General features: G+C 71.8%; 21 protein-coding genes. 9 read left to right on the top strand and 12 right to left on the bottom strand.

Translation table 11 applies throughout. The features are described from left to right. The first annotated feature begins 103 nt into the window (after nt 1-103). Both pepN and IT780_RS37215 read left to right on the top strand, forming a co-directional pair. Nucleotides 104-2,659 (top strand): aminopeptidase N, encoded by a 2,556-nt coding sequence (gene pepN / locus IT780_RS37220; protein ID WP_199516565.1) that lies wholly within the window; start codon nt 104-106, stop codon nt 2,657-2,659. A 129-nt stretch (nt 2,660-2,788) separates the two neighbouring features. Continuing rightward, entirely contained in the window at nt 2,789-3,352 is a 564-nt protein-coding gene (locus IT780_RS37215) for a Uma2 family endonuclease (protein WP_307831583.1), read from the top strand. A 33-nt stretch (nt 3,353-3,385) separates the two neighbouring features. Here the strand turns inward: IT780_RS37215 and IT780_RS37210 are convergent, their stop codons facing one another. Further along, complete coding sequence (locus tag IT780_RS37210; RefSeq protein ID WP_199516605.1) at nt 3,386-3,769, bottom strand: DUF5130 family protein; 384 nt, start codon at nt 3,767-3,769, stop codon at nt 3,386-3,388. A gap of 94 nt (nt 3,770-3,863) precedes the next feature. Continuing rightward, entirely contained in the window at nt 3,864-4,169 is a 306-nt protein-coding gene (gene ctaJ / locus IT780_RS37205; RefSeq protein WP_233414133.1) for an aa3-type cytochrome oxidase subunit CtaJ, read from the bottom strand. Between the two features lie 223 nt (nt 4,170-4,392). On the opposite strand from ctaJ, the gene IT780_RS37200 reads away from it, so the two are divergent. Both IT780_RS37200 and IT780_RS37195 read left to right on the top strand, forming a co-directional pair. Then, nucleotides 4,393-4,878 (top strand): hypothetical protein, encoded by a 486-nt coding sequence (locus IT780_RS37200; RefSeq protein WP_199516564.1) that lies wholly within the window; start codon nt 4,393-4,395, stop codon nt 4,876-4,878. Between the two features lie 10 nt (nt 4,879-4,888). Continuing rightward, nucleotides 4,889-5,659: a class F sortase gene (locus IT780_RS37195; RefSeq protein ID WP_199516563.1), complete on the top strand. Its 771-nt coding sequence runs from the start codon at nt 4,889-4,891 to the stop codon at nt 5,657-5,659. A 1-nt stretch (nt 5,660) separates the two neighbouring features. On the opposite strand, the gene IT780_RS37190 is transcribed toward IT780_RS37195, so the two are convergent. Beyond that, nucleotides 5,661-6,203, bottom strand: coding sequence for an HNH endonuclease (locus IT780_RS37190; RefSeq protein ID WP_199516562.1), 543 nt, complete (start codon nt 6,201-6,203; stop codon nt 5,661-5,663). A 278-nt stretch (nt 6,204-6,481) separates the two neighbouring features. Here IT780_RS37190 and IT780_RS37185 point away from each other — a divergent pair, with 278 nt between their 5' ends. From IT780_RS37185 to IT780_RS37170, 4 genes are all read left to right on the top strand, one after another. Beyond that, nucleotides 6,482-7,516 carry a mechanosensitive ion channel family protein gene (locus IT780_RS37185; protein WP_504739631.1) on the top strand — a complete coding sequence of 345 codons (1,035 nt, stop codon included), beginning with the start codon at nt 6,482-6,484 and terminating at the stop codon, nt 7,514-7,516. 218 nt (nt 7,517-7,734) lie between these two features. Next, nucleotides 7,735-9,207, top strand: a complete 1,473-nt coding sequence (locus IT780_RS37180; RefSeq protein ID WP_199516560.1) for an MFS transporter — start codon at nt 7,735-7,737, stop codon at nt 9,205-9,207. Beyond that, nucleotides 9,204-9,611, top strand: coding sequence for a globin (locus IT780_RS37175; RefSeq protein ID WP_199516559.1), 408 nt, complete (start codon nt 9,204-9,206; stop codon nt 9,609-9,611). Before IT780_RS37180 ends, IT780_RS37175 begins: the two co-directional genes overlap by 4 nt. Before the next feature lie 35 nt (nt 9,612-9,646). Next, the gene (locus IT780_RS37170; RefSeq protein ID WP_199516558.1) at nt 9,647-10,906 is read left to right on the top strand and encodes a delta-60 repeat domain-containing protein; all 1,260 of its coding nucleotides are present in this window, start codon (nt 9,647-9,649) and stop codon (nt 10,904-10,906) included. 57 nt (nt 10,907-10,963) lie between these two features. Here IT780_RS37170 and IT780_RS37165 read toward each other — a convergent pair whose 3' ends face one another. The 5 genes from IT780_RS37165 to IT780_RS37145 all read right to left on the bottom strand — a co-directional run bounded on the left by IT780_RS37165 (nt 10,964) and on the right by IT780_RS37145 (nt 15,106). Next, nucleotides 10,964-11,422 (bottom strand): type III secretion system chaperone family protein, encoded by a 459-nt coding sequence (locus IT780_RS37165; protein ID WP_372443895.1) that lies wholly within the window; start codon nt 11,420-11,422, stop codon nt 10,964-10,966. Between the two features lie 255 nt (nt 11,423-11,677). Then, nucleotides 11,678-12,340, bottom strand: coding sequence for a DUF8185 domain-containing protein (locus IT780_RS37160; RefSeq protein WP_199516556.1), 663 nt, complete (start codon nt 12,338-12,340; stop codon nt 11,678-11,680). Nucleotides 12,341-12,343: 3 nt separating this feature from the next. After that, nucleotides 12,344-12,751 (bottom strand): acyl-CoA thioesterase, encoded by a 408-nt coding sequence (locus IT780_RS37155; protein WP_199516555.1) that lies wholly within the window; start codon nt 12,749-12,751, stop codon nt 12,344-12,346. Nucleotides 12,752-12,784: 33 nt separating this feature from the next. Then, the gene (ettA, locus tag IT780_RS37150; RefSeq protein ID WP_199516554.1) at nt 12,785-14,461 is read right to left on the bottom strand and encodes an energy-dependent translational throttle protein EttA; all 1,677 of its coding nucleotides are present in this window, start codon (nt 14,459-14,461) and stop codon (nt 12,785-12,787) included. A 120-nt stretch (nt 14,462-14,581) separates the two neighbouring features. Beyond that, entirely contained in the window at nt 14,582-15,106 is a 525-nt protein-coding gene (locus IT780_RS37145; protein ID WP_307831582.1) for a hypothetical protein, read from the bottom strand. 129 nt (nt 15,107-15,235) lie between these two features. On the opposite strand from IT780_RS37145, the gene IT780_RS37140 reads away from it, so the two are divergent. Next, complete coding sequence (locus tag IT780_RS37140; protein WP_199516552.1) at nt 15,236-16,648, top strand: alpha,alpha-trehalose-phosphate synthase (UDP-forming); 1,413 nt, start codon at nt 15,236-15,238, stop codon at nt 16,646-16,648. Here the strand turns inward: IT780_RS37140 and IT780_RS37135 are convergent. From IT780_RS37135 to cobC, 4 genes are read right to left on the bottom strand one after another with little or no spacing between them, the layout of a single operon-like run. After that, entirely contained in the window at nt 16,637-17,011 is a 375-nt protein-coding gene (locus IT780_RS37135; protein ID WP_199516551.1) for a VOC family protein, read from the bottom strand. The two genes, IT780_RS37140 and IT780_RS37135, sit on opposite strands and share 12 nt — an antisense overlap. Before the next feature lie 29 nt (nt 17,012-17,040). Next, nucleotides 17,041-18,234, bottom strand: a complete 1,194-nt coding sequence (gene cobA, locus IT780_RS37130) for a uroporphyrinogen-III C-methyltransferase (protein ID WP_199516550.1) — start codon at nt 18,232-18,234, stop codon at nt 17,041-17,043. Continuing rightward, the gene (gene cobT / locus IT780_RS37125) at nt 18,231-19,283 is read right to left on the bottom strand and encodes a nicotinate-nucleotide--dimethylbenzimidazole phosphoribosyltransferase (RefSeq protein ID WP_199516549.1); all 1,053 of its coding nucleotides are present in this window, start codon (nt 19,281-19,283) and stop codon (nt 18,231-18,233) included. The genes cobA and cobT overlap by 4 nt, the downstream gene beginning before the upstream one ends. After that, the gene (cobC, locus tag IT780_RS37120; RefSeq protein ID WP_199516603.1) at nt 19,280-20,323 is read right to left on the bottom strand and encodes an Rv2231c family histidinol phosphate aminotransferase CobC; all 1,044 of its coding nucleotides are present in this window, start codon (nt 20,321-20,323) and stop codon (nt 19,280-19,282) included. Before cobC ends, cobT begins: the two co-directional genes overlap by 4 nt. Nucleotides 20,324-20,344 lie beyond the last annotated feature (21 nt).

Here is a 20,344-nt window from a genome sequence, read left to right as displayed (position 1 = left end):
CGCGCCCGGCGGTGACATGCGCCACGCGTGAACCACATAGGCTGGCGTGGAAAGCTCGAGGCCGGAGGCGGAGCCGCCCCGACCAGCATGGAGGAGAGTGATCGTGGCCGGAGTTCGTAACCTGACCCAGGTCGAGGCCGCCGAGCGGGCCCGCCTGCTCGAGGTGACGGGGTACGACATCGCCCTGGATCTGACCGACGGGGCCGGAAACCCGGGCGACGGCACCTTCCGGACGGTCACCGAGGTCACGTTCCGCTGCACCGAGCCGGGCGCGCAGACCTTCATCGAGGTCGCCGCGGCCTCGATCCGCTCGGCCGAGCTCAACGGCACCCCGGTGGACACCTCCGCCTGGTCGGCGGAGACGGGACTCACTCTGACCGGCCTCGCGGCGGAGAACACGCTCGTCGTCGACGCCGACTTCCACTTCTCCGCCAGCGGTCAGGGCCTGCAGCGCAGCGTCGACCCGGTGGACAAGGAGGTCTACCTCTACAGCCAGTTCGAGACGGCGGACGCCCAGCGGGTGTACGCGGCCTTCGACCAGCCCGACCTCAAGAGCGTCTTCACGTGGCACGCGACCGTGCCGGCGCACTGGAAGGTCATCTCCAACATGCCGGTGGACAGCACCGAGGCGGCCGAGGGCGGCGCCAAGACGGTGCACTTCACCACGTCGCCGCGGATGAGCACGTACATCACGGCGGTGTGCGCGGGGCCGTACCACGAGGTGCGGGACAGCCACGACGGCATCGACCTGGGCGCGTTCTGCCGGGCGTCGATGGCGCAGTACCTCGACTCCGACGACCTGTTCCTCATCACCAAGCAGGGCTTCGACTTCTTCCACGAGCAGTTCGGGGTGCGCTTCCCGCTGCCGAAGTACGACCAGCTGTGGGTGCCCGACTTCAACGCCGGCGCGATGGAGAACTTCGGCTGCGTCACGCACGCCGAGGCGCACTACATCTTCCGGTCGCAGGTCACCGACTACGAGTACGAGCAGCGCGCCAACACGATCCTGCACGAGCTGGCCCACATGTGGTTCGGCGACCTGGTGACCATGCGCTGGTGGAACGACCTGTGGCTGAACGAGTCGTTCGCCGAGTGGGCGAGCCACTGGTGCAACACCAGCGCGACCCGGTTCACCGACGCCTGGTCGACGTTCCTGTCGGTGCGCAAGACGTGGGGCTACCGGCAGGACCAGCTGTCGTCCACGCACCCGGTGTACTGCGAGATGCCCGACCTCGAGGCCGTGGAGGTCAACTTCGACGGCATCACGTACGCCAAGGGCGCGAGCGTCATCAAGCAGCTCGTCGCGTACGTGGGACTGGAGTCGTTCGTCGCCGGGCTGCGCGCGTACTTCCAGCGGCACGCCTGGGGCAACGCCACCTTCGATGACCTGCTGACCGAGCTGGAGACGGCGTCCGGCCGGGAACTGCGCAAGTTCGCCGCGCAGTGGCTCGAGACCGCGCAGGTCAACACGCTGCGGCCGATCGTGACCGTGGGCGCGGACGGCACGTACGAGAGCGTGGTCGTCAAGCAGGAGGCGCCGGCCGAGTATCCGACGCTGCGCACACACCGCATCGGCGTTGGCCTCTACGACGTGCAGGGCGACCGGCTCGTCCGCCGCGACCGCCTGGAGATCGACGTGTCGGGCGAGGAGACGCCGATCGCCGCGCTCGCCGGGGTGCCGGCCGCCGACGTGCTGCTGCTCAACGACGACGACCTCACGTACGCGAAGCTGCGCCTCGACGAGCGGTCGATGGCCACCATCGTGCGCCACATCGACGGCTTCGAGTCGTCGCTGCCGCGCGCGCTGTGCTGGGCGGCGGCGTGGGACATGGTCCGCGACGCCGAGCTGGCCGCCCGCGACTACGTCGCCCTGGTGCGCACCGGCCTGCCCAAGGAACGCGACATCAACCTGACGACGGCGACGCTGCGGCAGGCGCAGACCACGCTCACGATGTACGCCGACCCGCAGTGGGCGCCGACCGGCTGGGCCCAGCTGGCGGAGACCGCCCGTACGGCGCTGATGGCGGCCGAGCCGGGCAGCGGGTTCCAGCTGGCGTGGGCGCGCGCGTACATCGGGTCCGCCCGGGGCCAGGAGGACCTGGCGACGCTGCGCGGCTGGCTCGAGGGGCGCGACATCCCGGCCGGGCTCACCGTCGACACCGAGCTGCGGTGGTCGCTGCTGGAGGCGCTGGCCGCGCGCGGTGCCGCCGGCGACGAGGAGATCGGTGCCGAGCTGGAGTCGGACCGGACGGCCAGCGGCGAGCGGGAGGCGGCCCTCGCCCGCGCCCTGCTGCCGACCCCGGAGAACAAGGCCGCCGTGTGGGCCAAGCTCACCGGCGGCGAGAAGCTGCCGAACTGGCTGAACCGGTCGCTGCTGCAGGGCTTCCAGTCGTCGACGCAGGTGGAGCTGACGGCGCCGTACGCCCCGAAGTTCTTCGAGGTCGTCGATGACGTGTGGGCACGCTCGGACAGCGAACCCGCCCAGGAGTTCGTGATGCTGGCGTACCCGGCGTACCAGGTCAGCGAGGAGACCGTCGCCCTGACCGACGCGTGGCTGGCGGCCGACGGGCATCCGGCGTCGCTGCGCCGGCTCGTGGCCGAGGGCCGCGACGGCGTGCTGCGGGCGCTGAAGGCGCGTGCGAAGGACGCCACCGCCTGACCGATCTGCCGAGTTTCGCGGGCTGCGGGGATTCTGTTCCCCGCGGCCCGCGTTTCTTACGGCCGGGAAACCCGGCGGAAACAACGCTGCGTGAGTACGCTGGCACTCCGCGGTGTTGGAGGTGGTCCGGTGGCGGTGATCGGTCAGAGCTCCCCGGTTCGGTGGGCCGCTCCCGACGGGCCATGGACCGAGCCGGATCTGCACCTGTTCCCACCGGACGGCCACCGCTACGAGATCATCGATGGCAGCCTGTACGTCACCCCGCCGCTCGACAAGGAGCACGAGAGCCTCGTCGCGGCGCTGGTCGGCACGCTGCGCAGCGCGGCGCCCGCCGGCTGGTGGGTGTGCGACCGGCTCGGCATCGAGATCGGTGGCAGCAACCTGATCCCGGACGTGACCGTCCTACGGCCGCACTCGTCAGGGTCGGTGTGGGCGGAGCCGGCCGACGTCGCGCTGGTGGCGGAGGTGGAGACGGAGCCGAGCCGGCGCTGCGACCGGCTGCTCAAGCCCGCGGTCTACGCCGAGGCCGGGATCGCCCGCTACTGGCGGATCGAGCGGGCCCCGGAGCCGGTGCTGCACGCCTACGCCCTGGGCCCGGACGGCTACGAACCGCGGGGAACGATCCGGGGCGCCGACCCGGTGAAGGTCGACGCCCCGTATCCGCTCCGGGTGGCCCCGGGAAGCTGGTCGTAGCGGTTCAGTGCCGCCCTGCTGCGTCGTAGCGGTTCAGTGCCGGCCGGCGTGCGAGGCCAGCTGGTCGATGCCGGCGAGCACACCGCCCGCGAGGTCCCCGCCGGCGAAAGAGGCCGCCATCGACAGCGCGGCGAGCTTCGCGTCGCGGTCGCTGATGCGCCTGCGGGCGTCCGGGCCGGTGACGATCTCGAGGACCCGCTGGTTGGGCGAGACCGCGATGAGCACCGCCGTGGCGGCGCCGTCGAGCCGGCGGTGCAGCGCCTCGGCGTTCTCCCGGGTGGGCTCCTCCAGGTCGCCGAGGTAGACGCTGAACGTGAGGCCGGTCTGCTGGTCGGCCACACGCAGCGCCTCGTCGAGGCGCAGCAGCTGCCGGGTCGTGAACGGCCCGTCGAGCGCCGCGGCGCCGTCGTCGCTCATGCTGAGCTCGGGCGCCTCGCTGAGCGTGGGGCCGCCCGGCTGGTCGAGCGCGGTCAGCGGCTGCTCGCCGCCGCCGGTTGCGATGGCCTGGTGCTCACCAACGGTCACTTGCGCCTCCAACCACTCCGGCCGGCACGGGGCGACCCGACTGCACCGGGACGGCGCCGGACTCCAGCGCCGGGGGCTGCGCGACGCCGCCGGCCGTGCGGCCGCCGTACGCCGGGCTCACCTGCGAGGGTGACGCCAGGAACCACATCGGCTGGAAGTCGTACGGCCGACCGGGGCGGTAGCGGCGGTCACGCCGGGTGCGCCGGCCACCGGCCGCAGCGAGGGCCGAGATCACGACGATGGCCGCGAGCGGAATCCCCGCGAAGATCAGGATGGTGCTGAATATCGACAACCTCAACGCCCCCAGGCGTCATAAGGGACCGGGCCAAGTCACTGTGTTCCCAGTGATCCGAACGTCAATCACGGTAGCGGAGTGCGGGCGGTCGCGGGCCGCCGGGTGTCAAGACCCACTACGTGGGATCTCCGTGGCCACGCGAAAACGGTCGCGAGGTGCGAAAATCACCCTCACACGTCGTCCGCGCCCCACCGCGGTGGACGGCAGGAGGGGGAAGGTCATGCGTCCATCCGTCCCGGCCGCGCTGGCAGCGCTGGCGCTGGCCACCGCCGTCGCACTCACCGGCACCCCCGCCCGGGCGGCCGCCGTCTTCGTGGAGGCCAACCCGAGCACCGTACGCGCCGGCGACGAGGTCGGCCTGCGCGCCAGCTGCAGCGACAACCTGGTCGCCGCGACGGTGACGTCCGACCCGCTCGGGACGGTCACGGTCTCCCCCCGGTACGGCTTCCTGACCGCGACCAAGCGGGTGCCCGCGACCACCGACCCGGGCACCTACTCCATCAATCTGCGCTGCCCGGACGGCAAGACCGCGAAGAACACGCTGCACGTGGTGGTGAAAGTGGAGCCGGCCCGCGGCCCGGCCACCGGGGGTGGCGGCACCGCGGGGGGACGCTCGGCGCCGATGCTGATCGGCGGTGGGGTGACCGCCGTCGCGGCCGGCATGGTCCTGGGCCTGGTGGCGCTGCGCCGCCGGCGGGTCGGCTGAGGCTCGGCCGATGTCCCGCCCGGTGCGGCCGGAGCCGGTGGTCCGCGGCCCGCGGATGCCCGAGTCGGTTGTCCGGCGCCGCCCGGCCCCGGCCGTCGTCAGCGCCCCGGTCCCGCGCGTGCCGCGTCCCCGCCGGCTGCCCGCTCCCCCACCGGTACGCGGGCGGCGGCCCCTTCCGCTGGGCCTGATCGCCGTGCTGCTCGTCTTCGCCGGCCTGTTCGCGGTGGGCGCCGGTCTCGGGGCCGCGACCGGCTTCAACCTGGGCGACCTCTTCAAGGGACCGGACAAGCCGCCCCCGCGCGCCTTCCCCGTGCTGGAGCCGAGCCGGCCGCAGCGGCTGGTCATCCCGGCCATCAAGGTGGAGGCTCCGTTGCTCACCGTCGGGTTGGCCAAGGACGGGTCGGTGGCCGTACCGCCGCTGGACCGCCACAACGAGGCGGGATGGTTCGAGGAGGGGCCGACGCCGGGACAGTTCGGGCCGGCGCTGATCGTGGGGCACGCGGACACCCGTACCGGTCCGTCGGTCTTCCATCGCCTGCACGAGCTCCGGCCGGGCCAGAAGATCGAGGTGGTCCGCGCCGACGACGAGACAGCGGTCTTCGAGGTGAACTCGGTGGAGCACTTCGGCAAGGCGAAACTGCCGGTCAAACGGGTGTACGGCGACTACAGCAGACCGTCGCTGCGCTTGGTCACCTGCGGCGGCACCTGGCTCGGTGGTGGCAAGGGCTACTCCGACAACGTCATCGTCTTCGCGTCGCTGGTCGGTACGAAGGAGGTGTAGCTCAGGCCGCCTCGGCCTCGACCGGTGTGGGCAGGTCGAGCCAGTCCGCCCAGCGAGGGTCGGGCGTACGGTGCCCCAGCACGCGCCATGCCACCCCGCGCGGTGCCTGCGGCGCGGCGTGCAGACGCCAGCCGAGCTCGGCCGGGGTCTTGTCGCCTTTGCTGTGATTGCACTTCGCGCAGGCCGCCACGACGTTCTCCCAGGCGTGCAGGCCGCCACGGCTGCGCGGGAAGACGTGGTCGATGGTCTCGGCGGAGCCCCGGCAGTACGCGCAGCGCCCGCCGTCGCGGGCGAAGATGGCGCGGCGGGACAGGCCGACGTGCGTGCGGTACGGCACCTTCACGTACCGGGTGAGGCGGACGACGGACGGAACCGGGAGGGTGTGGCGGGCACTGTGCAGGATGCCGTCCCCGTCGGACACGCATTCGGCCTTGGCGGTCAGCACGAGGATGGTCGCTCGACGCACCGATACGACGCACAGCGGCTCGTAGGTGGCGTTCAGTACCAACGCGGAGGAGCCCACTGTGGGTCGTATGTCAGGCATCGAGGTCACCCTTCGGTGTAGGTGCTTGTACCGCTCCCAGTTGTGCTTGTCGTCTCAGCAAAGTTCGCCGGGGACCGCTGATGGGCGAGTCCTCGTGCGCCAATAGTCCCTGATGAATGACGAATTGGCGAGCACAATCTGTGGCCGGGGCGTAAACGTCTGAGGTCTCGTGGGAGGATGTCCGGTTCTCGGCCGGGGACGACCGGCCGGTACGGTGGTCCCCCGTGATTCCGCTCGCGCCACCCACCCCAGGACCATCCGGCAGCAGCGCCCCGCCCATCTACGGCACCCCGAACGTCTCGGAGAGCTGCAAGACGGACGCGCTGTGCACCTGGATCCTCGACAAGACCGAGATCCAGTGGCTCGCCAACGGCAGCTACGTCTTCATCGTGAAGCCGCTGCGGATCCTCGCGATCATCGTGATCGCGATGCTGGTCCGCTGGGCGCTGCACCGCGCGATCCGGCGGCTGACCACCTCGACGTCGCGCGCGGAGATGCCGGCGCTGCTCAAGCCGTTGCGCGAGCGGACCGCCAAGGTGGAGGCGGCGGACAACACGTTCATCCCGGAACGCCGCAGGCAGCGGGCCGAGGCGATCGGGTCGGTGCTGCGCAGCTTCGTGACGGCGGTGGTCTTCACGATGGCCACGCTGCTGGTGATGGGCGAGCTGGGCTTCAACCTGGGGCCGCTGCTGGCCAGCGCCGGCATCGTCGGCGTCGCGCTGGGCTTCGGCGCGCAGAGCCTGGTGAAGGACCTGATCGCCGGCCTGTTCATGCTGCTGGAGGACCAGTACGGCGTCGGCGACTCGGTCGACCTGGGCGATGCCGTGGGCGTGGTGGAGACGGTCGGGCTGCGGGTCACGACCGTACGGGACATGCGCGGCGTGCTCTGGTACATCCGCAACGGCGAGATCGTCCGGGTGGGCAACAAGAGCCAGGGCTGGGCGATGGTGGTCATCGACATCCCGATCGGCTTCGTGAACTCCGAGGAGGCCATCTCGGTGCTGCGTACCGCGGCGCTGGCGCTCGCGGACGAGCCGGAGCACTCGACCGAGTTCCTGGAGCCGCCGGACGTGGTCGGCGTGGAGCAGCTGACCGTCGACGGCGCGGTGATCCGCACGATCGCGAAGACCACGGCGGACGGTCAGCCGATCCTCCAGCGCGAGCTGCGCCGCCGGCTCACCGAGGCGCTGGAGACTTCCGGCATCGCCGAGCGCATCGCCGTCTCCCGGATGCTGCCCCGCTCGGCCGTACCGCCGATGTATTCACCACCGTCGGCCGATTCCTCCTCGGGTGCGCCCGGAGGTGCCACCTGAGCTGCTGATACGGCATAGTGGGGGATGTCCGCCCTCGACCGAATGGCCGACAATCCCCCCGTACGCCCTAGCCACGGCTCGGACGATCGGGCAGAATCGTGCAAGAAGCATCTGCACATGCAGCGTCACGTACGCGACGACGGTGACCACCCGGCCGGACGCGTTCGTGACCGGCCGTCGGCGATCCCGCCGGCCGTCGCGATCGATGGAGGGCCCTGGTGTCCGACGACCGACCCGCCGGGCGATCCGCCGACGCCGGCGGTGGCGCGACGGAGCCGGAACGCCTGGTGACCTTCCGGGACGTCTTCGCGGTCCGCGAGTACCGCGCGATGTACATCTCCCTCATCGTCAACTGGGTCGGCGACTACCTCGCGCGCGCGGCGATCATCGTGCTCGTCTACCAGCAGAGCCACTCGGTGATGCTGTCCGCCGCCTCGTTCGCGATGAGCTATCTGCCGTGGGTCGTCGGCGGCCCCGTGCTGGCGGCCGTCGCGGAGCGGTACCCGTACCGCCGGGTCCTGATCGTCTGCGACCTGGCGCGCGCGCTGCCGGTCGCCCTGATCGCGCTGCCCGGCATGCCGATACCCGCGGTCCTCGTGCTGATGTTCGTGGCGATGCTGGGCGCGCCACCCACGCAGGCGGCCCGCTCCGCGCTCGTGCCACTGGTCCTCGAGCGCCGGCAGGTCGTCACGGGCCTGGCGCTCAACGCCTCCACGTCCCAGGCGGCACAGGTCTTCGGCTATCTGGCCGGTGCCACGCTGGCCGTGGGCTTCAACGCGCGGCTCGGTCTCGCCCTGGACTCCCTCTCGTTCCTGATCTCGGCGGCCGTGATCGCGGCCGGCGTCCGGCCGCGGCCCGCGGCGACCAGCCCGGCCCAGCGCCGGCACCTGCTGCGGGAGACGAGCGAGGGCTTCCGGCTGGTCTTCGGCACGCCGCTGCTGCGGGCCATCGCGCTGATGGTCTTCGCGCTCACGACGTTCACGATCCTGCCCGAGGGCCTGGCCGCGGGGTGGGCCGCGCTGTTCCGTGACGACCCCGCCGGCCGGGGCTTCGACCAGGGCCTGCTCATGGCCGCGGCGCCCGTCGGGTTCGTGATCGGCGGCCTGGCCGCCGGCCGCCTCGTGCAGCACTCGCGCAAGGACCGGCTGATCCGCCCGTTCGCGCTGCTCGCCCCGGCGGCGCTCATCGTGACCATGTGGGCGCCGAACGCGGCCACCGCCGCGACCCTGGTGATGGTGTCCGGGGTCGCCCAGGGCGTCCTGATGCCGACCCTGAACGGCATCTTCGTGCTGGCGCTGCCGCACGGCTTCCGCGCCCGCGCGTTCGGCGTGATGCAGGGCGGGATGCAGCTGACCCAGGGCGCCGCGGTCATGGTCAGCGGCGCACTCGCCCAGCACTCCTCGATCCCCCGCGTCGTGGGCCTGTGGAGCCTCGGCGGCCTGCTGCTCATGGCGGTGCTGACCGTACGGTGGGACAGCCGGCCGGCCATCCCGGAGGCCGAGCCGCCGGCGCCGACCGAGGCGGACGCCGCCCCGGCCCCCGCGCAGGCCGCCACCGAGCTTCCGCCCTCGCCGCAGGATCCCCCGGCCGGCACCCCGGTGCGCCCGCCCGAGGCCCGGCCCGGCGAGACCGCAATGCGCGTCACACCGGCCCGGGGCCGGCACTCGGCGGCTGGCAGACTGGACGGGTGACCGAAGTCAGCTTCTTCGAGGCGGTCGGCGGCGAGCCCTTCTTCCGCCGGCTCGTCGACCGGTTCTACGAGGGCGTCGCCAAGGACCCGCTGCTGCGCCCGATGTATCCCGAGGAGGATCTCGGACCGGCCGCCGACCGGCTGACGCTGTTCCTCATGCAGTACTGGGGCGGTCCCAGCACGTATTCCGAGAACCGCGGCCACCCCCGGCTGCGCATGCGGCACGCGCCGTTCCGCGTGGGCCCGGAGGAACGCGACGCCTGGCTGCTGCACATGCGCGAGGCCGTCGACTCGATGCAGCTGCCCGAGCCGCACCGCACCGCCCTGTGGGACTACCTGGAGCGTGCGGCGTACTTCATGGTCAACACCATGGAAGCGCAACCCGGAGGGCCGGCCGTTCGTTGATCGGGTGACTCGTCCCGATCCCTGGAGCTGCCCCCATGCGACGCCGCTTGTTCGCCGCCGCCGCCATGACCTGCGCCGTCCTGCTGGGCGCAAGCCCCGCGACGGCCGACCTGGCCCACCCGTCGGTTGTCTCCGCCAACCCGGTCGACTTCACTCCGCACGTGGTCAAGGGCACCGTCTGGGCCACCGCCGTCGTCGGCGACACGGTGGTCGTCGGCGGCAGCTTCACCCAGGTCCAGGACAGCACCGGCAAGCTGACCTACAACCGCAAGAACATCTTCGCGTACGGCCTGAGCGACGGTGTCGTGCGTCCGTTCGCCCCCGAGGTGGACGCGCCCGTCTACGCGCTCGCGCCCGGCGCCGGCAACTCCGTCTACCTGGGCGGCGCCTTCCGCACCGTCAACAAGGTGGCCCAGCGCGGGCTCGCCCGGGTCGCGCTCGGCAGCAGCGACCGGGTCGCCGGGTTCGGAGCGAAGATCAACTGGGGTGACGTCCGGGCCATGGCGGTCCGCGGCAGCCGGCTCTACGTCGGCGGCACGTTCTCCGCGATCAACGGCGTGAGCCGGGTCGGCCTGGCCCGCCTCGACACCACCTCGGGCGCGGTCGACGCCGGCTTCGACGCCAAGCTGTCGGCGCCGGGGCTGAGCCGTACCCGGGTGGAGCACTTCGACCTCACCCCGGACGGCAAGCGGCTGGTCATCATCGGCGCGCTGCTCAAGGTCGGCACGGTCAGCCGTACGCAGGTCGCCATGTTCGACACCTCGGGCACCGCGGCGACCGTGCTGAGCTGGTACACCGACGCGTACAAGCCGGAGTGCATGAAGGGCTTCGACACGTACCTGCGGCAGGTGAAGTTCTCGCCCGACGGCCGCTACTTCGTCATCGTGTCCACCGGCCGGGCCTCCTCCCCCACGAAGCTCTGCGACTCGGCGGCACGCTTCGAGACCGCCGGCGGCGGCAAGCACAACCCGACCTGGGTGCAGCGCACCGGCGGCGACTCGCTCTACGCGGTCGCGGTCACCGGCAGCGCCGTGTACGTCGGCGGGCACCAGCGCTACCTCGACAACCCGTACGGCAGCGACGCGGACGGCCCCGGCCCCGGCGCCGTGGAGCGGGTCGGCATCGGCGCGCTCAACCCGACGACCGGCCGGGCGCTGGCGTGGGACCCGACCCTCAGGCGCGGGGTGGGTGTCCGGTCGTTCCTGGCGGTGCCGCAGGGGCTGATCGTCGGCTGGGACACCGACCGGCTCGGCGGGGAGCACCACGGGCGGATCGGCATGTTCCCGGCCGCCTGACCGCGGAGACAAGGAAGGCCGGGCCCGTCGGGCCCGGCCTTTTCCTGTGCGCGGGGCTTACAGCAGGGCGCCCTCGTCGTGGAGCCAGTCGACGAAGGACGTCGCTACGGCGGCACCGCAGTCGAGCATCTCGACGAGGAGCGCGTCGTGCGCCCCCGAGGCGAGCGGCACCTGCAGCTCGGCGTAGATCGGCAGCTGGCCCCGCTCGGTCGGGTCGCCGACGTACGCCTTGCAGAAGCGCCGGGTGTGGTTCCATTCGTTGACGACCCGGTACGCGCGGTCGGCCCAGTCCGGCGGGACGGTCGCGTGCGGGCGGGCCCGCATCACCAGGATCTCGTCGTCGGGGCCCTCGAGCGTGAACAGCACCGCGTGCCGTTCCCACATCGCCAGGAGGCTTCCGCCACCGTCGGCGAGGAACCGGATGTCGAGCAGATCGAGGGCCTTGCCGATCCGGCCGAGGTCGACCGGGACGACCTGGTCGTGCTCGTCGATCGAGGACAGGTCGGCGGAGGACATCGCGGACCGCTCGGGCTCACGCTGCGTCGGCACGCCGACACGGACGCTGCTCTGCAGCGCGACCTCGCCGCCGCTGTCGGGTTCGTTGTCTCCGGACGAACCGGGACGCCATGACCACCACGGCATCGTTGTGCACCTCACTCCCCAGCAGGTCAGCCGCCGGACGTAGCGGTAGACCCGGGGGCGACGGTACCCGTACAGGTCGCGGAGGTCATCCCCTCAAAGGAAGGGCGAAGCCGGACGGCCGAGGCAGCATCACCCTTTCGGGTGATCCCCTATAGACATAACGGTCAAATTCTGGACCGGCTGTAGCCACGCGACTCCATATGGTGCAGAAAGACCCACCCACCGTCCCGCTACGCACACGCGCGTACCCGGACTGTCCACATCGGCCGGTCCGAGGAAACCCATCCGCGAGACCGCCTGCACGAGGCGCTGCGGCACCTCCACCGAGGCACCGCCGGCCGGCGTGACGAGCAGGGCAACATGATCGAGAAGCGCGTCGCGAACCGCCCGCTGCCCGACCGCGCGGCCGGCGAGCCCGCCGGCCGTCACCTCCCGCAGCGTGCCGGCGGCGGCCGAGGCCAGGCGGCTCAACTCCGTCGACGCCACCGACTCCACCGTCTCCACCCGGGCCGGCGGCAGCGCCCAGCGCCACTCCGCGTCGCGCCGGGCCGGCAGCTCGTCGCCGCCGGACGCGAGCACGGCCAGCAGGTCGGCGGCGGACACCGTGGCATCCCCCGGGCCCGAGCCGGCCACGTCGCGGGTGACGAGCACACCCCAGGGCAGCCGGGCCCACAACGCCGTGCGGCCCGCGGCTCCCGAACGCAGCCGGACCGGCAGCGAGCGGTCGAGCCGGGTCAGCCGGGCGAGGAAGGCGCCGGCATCCGGCACCCCGGTGAGGCCGTGCGCCGCCACGGCTCAGGCCTCCAGGTACGGCTTGAGGAAACCCCGTTCGGCCTCGGTCAGGCGGCGCGGGAACCCCTCGGTCAGGTTGTACGGCACGCACACCGATTTCGCCCGGCTGGCCAGCACGTCGCCGTCGAACAGCTCGTACGAGACCGTGAACGCAGCGGTGCGCAGCTGGGAAACCCACAGCTCGATGCGTACGGGGTCGCCGTAGTCCACCGGGCGCAGATAGTCGATCTCGTGCCGGGCGATCACGATGCCGTCCTCGAACGACGTGAGCCCCTGGGCCCGGGCGCCGACGAAGAACATGGCGACGCGCGCCTCCTCGTACAGGGTGAGGAAGCGCGCGTTGTTGACGTGGCCGTACGCGTCCATGTCGGACCAGCGCACGGCCACTTCGTAGATGAACCTCTCAGTCACGGGTTTCCCTTGGGTTTTCCGCCGCGGGAAGACTCAGTCACGTGTGAGCTTGCGGTACGTCACGCGGTGCGGGCGGGCGGCGTCGGCGCCGAGGCGGTCGATCTTGTTCTTCTCGTACGCCTCGTAGTTGCCCTCGAACCAGAACCAGTTGTCCGGGTCCTCCTCGGTGCCCTCCCACGCGAGCATGTGCGTCGCCACGCGGTCGAGGAACATGCGGTCGTGGGAGATGACCACGGCGCAGCCGGGGAACTCGAGCAGCGCGTTCTCCAGGCTGGACAGCGTCTCGACGTCGAGGTCGTTGGTCGGCTCGTCGAGCAGGATCACGTTGCCGCCGATCTTCAGCGTCATCGCGAGGTTGAGCCGGTTACGCTCGCCGCCGGAGAGGACCTTGACCGGCTTCTGCTGGTCCGGGCCCTTGAAGCCGAACGCGGCCACGTACGCCCGGCTCGGCATCTCCACCTTGCCGACCATCATGTGGTCGAGCCCGTCGGAGACGACCTCCCACACGGTCTTGCTGCCGTCGAGGCCCGAGCGGTTCTGGTCGACGTACGACAGCTTCACCGTCTCGCCGACGCGCACCGAGCCCTCGTCCGGCTTCTCCAGCCCGACGATGGTCTTGAACAGCGTGGTCTTGCCGACGCCGTTCGGGCCGATGATGCCGACGATGCCGTTGCGCGGCAGCGAGAACGACAGGTGGTCGATGAGCACCCGGTCGTCGAAGCCCTTGACCAGGTTGTTCACCTCGATCACCGTGTTGCCCAGGCGCGGGCCCGGCGGGATCTGGATCTCCTCGAAGTCCAGCTTGCGGGTCTTCTCCGCCTCGCTGGCCATCTCCTCGTAGCGCTCGAGGCGGGCCTTGGACTTGGTCTGGCGGGCCTTGGCGTTGGAGCGGACCCACTCGAGTTCCTCGGTGAGGCGCTTCTGCAGCTTCTGGTCCTTGCGGCCCTGCACCGCGAGGCGGGCGGCCTTCTTGTCCAGGTACGTCGAGTAGTTGCCCTCGTACGGGTACGCCCGGCCGCGGTCCAGCTCGAGGATCCAGGTGGCCACGTTGTCCAGGAAGTACCGGTCGTGGGTGATGGCGATGACCGTGCCGGCGTACTTGGCGAGGTGCTGCTCCAGCCACTGCACGCTCTCGGCGTCCAGGTGGTTGGTGGGCTCGTCGAGCAGCAGCAGGTCGGGCGCCTCGAGCAGCAGCTTGCACAGCGCGACGCGGCGGCGCTCACCACCGGAGAGCTGGGTGACGTCGGCGTCCGGCGGCGGGCACCGCAGCGCGTCCATCGCCAGCTCGAGCTGGGAGTCGACGTCCCAGGCGTTGGAGTGGTCGAGCTCCTCCTGGAGCTTGCCCATCTCCTCCATCAGCTCGTCGCTGTAGTCGGTGGCCATCTGCTCGGCGATCTTGTTGAACCGCTCCAGCTTGGCCTTGGTCTCCGCGACGGCCTCCTCGATGTTGCCGAGGACCGTCTTCGCGTCGTTGAGCGGGGGTTCCTGGGCCAGCATGCCGACGGAGTAGCCGGGCATCAGCCGGGCCTCGCCGTTGCTGACCTGGTCCGCGCCCGCCATGATCTTCAGCAGACTGGACTTACCGGCGCCGTTCGGACCGACGACACCGATCTTGACCCCGGGCAGGAAGTTCAGCGTCACGTTGTCGAGCACGACCTTGTCGCCGTGCGCCTTGCGCGCCTTCTCCAAGGTGTAGATGAACTGGGCCACGGTGCGGCCTACCTCCGTGATCGTGATTTCCGGTGCCGGAATGAGAGGACAATCTTTCCAGGTCGCTCCCCGGCCACTTACAACAACCCCGTCCGGCGCACAAGGATTCCCCGCCGGGCGTCACTCCGGTTGCACGTCGTGGGTCTCCGTACGGTTCTTGGTGACCACTTTGAGCTGGTGGTCGTTGACGCTGAACTTGTTGCCGTCGTGGGCGACCGCGGTGTACGTGTCGCCGTCCTGCTGCACGCCGCTGAGGAACAGAGCAGTCTCCCCCTCGACCCATTTCGCCGTCTCGTCGCCGCGGTTCGCCTGGTAATAAAGGCTGCCGTCGGGGTCCCGGCAGATCCAGACCACGGTCTCCGAGTCGGCGGAGCGTACCCGGAGGACCTGGGTGAGGGTGCCCGCGAAGCCCAGCCGGCGGGCGGTGTCCTGCATCTGCGCCGGGCACTCGACCGCCTGGTCCTCGGGGGGCGTGCCGTTGTCGGGAAGGGGTCCCACGGACTGCCCGCTGCCCTGGGCGTCTTTGTGGCGCGTGCCGAGGGCGAACCCCGCCGACATCCCGATGATGGTCAGGAAGACGGTGGCGATGACCACAGGGAAGAACAGTGGTCGCCGCGGCGGGGGAAGATCATCGGACAGGCTCACCGGCCAAGGATGGCACCTGCCAGCCAAGAGCGGTGCCGCACGGCGGGTACATGCCTCAGCACGCCCCGGCTGGCTACGCACAGTAGGCTCGACAGCGGGGACCCAGACCGACCCGGAGGTGCTCTCAGCGTGGCCGAACGAAGTTCCTTCGTCGTAGTCGCCAACCGGCTGCCCGTGGACGAGGTCATCGTCGACGGGGAGCGGCAGTGGCGCCCGAGTCCCGGCGGTCTCGTCACCGCCCTGCATCCGGTGCTCGTGCAGCACCGCGGCACCTGGATCGGGTGGGCCGGCGGTGACGGCGAGGCGCCGGAGCCCTTCGAGCTCGAGGGGATCAACATCCACCCGGTGCCGCTGAGCGCGGAGGAGCTCGAACGCTATTACGAGGGCCAGTCGAACGCGACGATCTGGCCGCTGTACCACGACGCCGTCGAGACGCCCGTCTACAAGCGGCGCTGGCGCGAGGCGTACCGGGTGGTCAACCAGCGCTTCGCCAAGGCCGCGGCCGAGGTGGCCGACGAGGGCGCGACCGTCTGGGTGCAGGACTACCAGCTCCAGCTCGTGCCAGCGATGCTCCGGGAGATGCGCCCCGACCTGCGGATCGGGTTCTTCCTGCACATCCCGTTCCCGCCGATCGAGCTGTTCATGCAGATGCCGTTCCGGGCCGAGATCCTGCGCGGCCTGCTCGGCTCCGACCTGGTCGGCTTCCAGCAGCGGCTCGCCGCGCAGAACTTCGTCCGGCTCGCCCGGCACCTGCTCGGGCTGCGCTACGAGGGCCAGTCGATCCAGGTCGACGGCCGCAAGGTCAAGGCCGGCGCGTTCCCGATCAGCATCGACACCGCCGAGATGGAACGGATGGCGGCCGACCCGAAGGTCCAGGCCCGGGCCAAGGAGATCCGCGCCGAGCTGGGCGACCCCGAGACGATCATCCTGGGCGTCGACCGGCTGGACTACACCAAGGGCATCGAGCTGCGCCTCAAGGCGTTCCGCGAGCTGCTCGCCGACGGCAAGCTCAAGGTGCCCGACGCGGTGATGGTGCAGGTCGCCACGCCCAGCCGGGAACGCGTCGAGCACTACCAGACGCTGCGGGTGAAGGTGGAGCGCGAGGTCGGCCGGATCAACGGCGAGTTCGGCAAGGTCGGCATGCCGGCGGTGCACTACCTGCACCAGTCGTACAGCAAGCAGGAGCTCGCGGCGATGTACGTGGCCGCCGACGTCATGATGGTGACGCCTCTGCGCGACGGCATGAACCTGGTCGCCAAGGAGTACGTCGCCTGCCGCTCGGACCGCGGCGGGGCGCTGGTGCTCAGCGAGTTCGCCGGCGCGGCCACCGAGCTGCGTCAGTCGTTCCTGTGCAACCCGCACGACCCGGACGGCGTCAAGGACGCGCTGCTGCGCGCCGTGGCCGCCGAGCCCGCCGAGCTCAAGCGCCGGATGCGGGTCATGCAGCGGCACCTGCGCACGCACGACGTCGCCGAGTGGGCCCGGTCGTTCCTCAACGAGCTGGGCGTGCCGGAGACCGGCGACGACAAGTCAGAGGAATAGGCAGAAGGGGTGGCCGGCCGGGTCGAGGTAGACCCGGACGTGCTCCTGCGGCTGGTAGTCGGCCCGGGTGGCCCCCGCCTTCTCGGCGTGCGCGCAGGCGGCCTCGAGATCGTCGACGCGGATGTCGAGGTGCACGCTCATCTGCGGGTCGTCCGGGCCGGCGGGCCACACCGGGCGCACGTACGCGGACTCGGTCTGGAACGACAGCCCCGGACCGCCCGCCGGGGCGCCCAGCATGACCCAGTCCGGTTCGTCCTCGACGGCGTTCCAGCCCAGCAGCCGCTGGTAGAACGCCGCAAGCTCGTTCGCGTTCGGGGCGTCGAGGACCACCCCCGCAAGCATCATGCGCGGTCGCTCACTCATGTGAATGCGTTACCCCGTCCGTAGCGTGACTATCCCAACACGGGAACGACGTCGCCGATCACCACGACCGCCGGCGGTCGCAGCCCCGCGGCCGCCGTCGCGGCGGCCACCTCGCCGAGGGTGCTGTGCAGAACCCGCTGGGAGGTCGTCGACCCCTCCTGCACCACGGCGGCCGGCGTGTCCGCGGCGCGCCCCTCGGCCAGCAGCCGCTGCGCGATCTTCGGCAGGTTCTTCAGGCCCATCATCACCACGAGCGTGCCCCGCAGCCTCGCCAGCGCCGCCCAGTCCACCAGCGACTGGTCGCTCTCCGGCGGCACGTGCCCCGAGACCACCGTGAACTCGTGCGCCACGCCGCGGTGCGTCACCGGGATGCCGGCCAGCGCCGGAGCGGCGATCGAGCTGGTCACCCCGGGCACGACCGTCACGGGTACGCCCGCCTTGGCGCACGCGAGCGCCTCCTCGCCGCCCCGGCCGAAGACGAACGGGTCGCCGCCCTTGAGCCGTACCACGAACTTTCCCTCGAGCGCGCGCTCCACGAGGATCCGGTTGATCTCCTCCTGCGTGGCGGACGGCCCGTACGGAATCTTGGCGGCGTCGACCAGCTCGACCTCGGGACGCAGCTCGTCGAGGAGCATCCCGGGCACCAGCCGGTCGGTGACCACCACGTCCGCCCGGTTCAGCAGCCGGCGGCCCTTGACCGTGATGAGCTCGGGGTCCCCCGGGCCGCTGCCGACCAGGAAGACCTGACCCGGGCCGGCGGCGCGCGCGGTCAGCTCGTTGTTCTCCAGCGCGGCGGCGATGAGGTCGCGCAGCGCCATCGCGTTGCGCCGGTCACCACCGTCGGTCACCGCGACCGTGATCTGCCCCTGCCGGGTCACCGCAGGGGTCCAGGCCGTGGCGGCGTCCCGGTCGTCCGCGCGTACGCAGAAGACCCGGCGCTCCTCCGCGGCGAGGCTGACCTGTGCGGCCGCCGCGGGATCGTCCACTGCGACCTGGACCAGCCAGGCACCGTCCACGTCGGCGGGCTCGAAGCGGCGCTCGTGCCAGGTGAGGCGGCCGGCGTCCACGTACGCGCGCAGCGCCGGGGTGAGCACGGGCGACACCACGTCGACCCGCGCACCCGTCGCCAGCAGGGCGGCCATCCGGCGGGTCGCCACCGCACCGCCGCCGACCACGAGGACCCGCCGGCCCTCCAGCCGCAGCGCCAAGGGGTAGAGGTTCACTTCTCCGAGACCCCCGCCGAGTCGAAGGTGGCCACCTCGCGCAGCACCCGGACCGCGCCGGCGACGACGGGCAGCGCGAGCGTGGCGCCCGTGCCCTCGCCGAGGCGCATGCCGAGATCCAGCAGCGGGGTGAGGCCGAGGTGGTTCAGCGCGACCGTGGCGCCGGGTTCGACGGACCGGTGCCCGGCGATCATCGCGGCCACCGAATGCGGGGCGAAGGCCGCCGCCACGACCGCCGCGGACGCGGCGATGACCCCGTCGACGACCACCGGCACCCGCCGGGCGGCCGCGCCGAGGATGAAACCGGCCAACGCCGCGTGCTCCAGGCCGCCGACGGCCGCCAGCGTCGCCAGCGGGCGCGACGGGTCGGGCCGGTGCAGCTCCAGCGCGCGGGTGACCACGTCGATCTTCTTCGCGTACGTGTCGTCGTCGACGCCCGTGCCACGCCCGGTGACCTCGGCCGGCGCGGCACCCGTGAACGCCGCCACCAGGGCTGCCGCCGGCGTGGTGTTGGCGATCCCCATGTCGCCGGTGACCAGGCACTTCGCACCGCCGTCGATGAGCGCCCCGGCCACCGAGATGCCGGTCTCCAGCGCGGACCGGGCCTCGTCCTCGGTCATCGCCGCGGTGACCGTGAGGTCCCGGGTCCCGCGCCGGACGTTGGCGTCGAGCAGGTTGTCGCCGCCGTGCAGCGGGATCGCCACGCCGACGTCGACCACCATCAGCGACGCGCCGGTCTGCCGGGCGAACGCGTTGATCACCGCTCCCCCGGCGACGAAGTTCGCCACCATCTGCGCGGTGACCTCCTGCGGCCACGGGGTGACGCCCTGCGCGTGCACGCCGTGGTCGCCGGCGAAGACCGCGATCGCCGCGGGCTCCGGCATCGGCGGCGGACAGGCTCCGGCGAGGCCGGCGAGGCGTACGGACAGCTCCTCGAGGGCGCCCAGCGAGCCGGCCGGCTTCGTCAGCCGGGACTGCAGGTCACGGGCGGCGGCCATGGCCGGCTCATCGGGGGGCGCGATGGCGGCGAGGGTCGTCTCCAGGGTCACTGTCGCTCCTTCAGCACATCGGTCAGCGTCGCGAGGAAAGCATCGCTGGTGGCAGTGTCGCGCACCGCTACTCGCAGCCAATCGGCGCCCAGCCCGGGAAATGTGTCGCCGCGCCGTACCGCGTACCCACGTTTGCGCAGCTCAAGGCGCACCTGGTCGGCGCCGGGCAGGCGCAGCGCGACGAACGCGGCGGCCGGCAGACCCGCGACAGTGACTTCCGGCACGCCGCGCAAGCCGGCGACCAGATGGTCCCGCTCGGCCGCCAGCGCCGCGGCGATCTGCCGCTCGGCCGCCACGGCCGCCGGCGACGCGCAGGCCTCGGCCGCCGCCAGCGCCGGCGTCGACACCGCCCACAGCGGCTGGGCCCGGGCGAGCCGCTCGATCATGCCGGGCGCCGCGAGCGCGTAGCCGATCCGCAGGCCGGCCAGGCCCCACGTCTTGGTCAGGCTGCGCAGGACGATCAGGCCGGGTACGTCGCCGCGGCCCGCCAGCGACTCGGGCTCGCCGTCCTCGCCGGGCCGCCACGTGGTGTCGGCGAACGCCTCGTCGACGACAAGCACCCGGCCGGGCCGCGCCAGCTTGACGATGTCGGCGGCCGGGTGCAGCACGGAGGTCGGGTTGGTGGGGTTGCCGACGATCACCAGGTCGGCGTCCTCCGGGACCAGCGCGAGATCGAGCCGGAAGCCGTCCTCCTCGCGCAGCAGCACCCGCCCGACCTCGCGGCCGGCGTTGCGCAGAGCAGCCTCGGGCTCGGTGAACTGGGGATGCACGACCACGGGCCGGCGCGCGTCGACGGCCCGCGCGATGAGCACGAAGGCCTGGGCCGCTCCCGCGGTCAGCAGCACCTCGGCGGGATCCCGGCGATGCTTCGCGGCGGTGGCCGCCGTGGCCCGCGTCGCGTCCGGGTAGGCCGCGAGGTCCGCCAGGGCGGCGGCGATCGGCTCGGCCAGCCAGGACGGCATCGGCTGCCGGCGTACGTTCACCGCCAGGTCGACCAGGCCCGGCCCGACCTCGGCGTCCCCATGGTGGTGGAGGTCCATCTCCTGAAGGCCACGCTCGTT

It is taken from the genome of Nucisporomicrobium flavum (genome assembly GCF_016464385.1).
Lineage (GTDB): Bacteria > Actinomycetota > Actinomycetes > Mycobacteriales > Micromonosporaceae > Actinoplanes > Actinoplanes flavus_A.
This window is presented reverse-complemented; position numbering and strand designations above follow the sequence as displayed.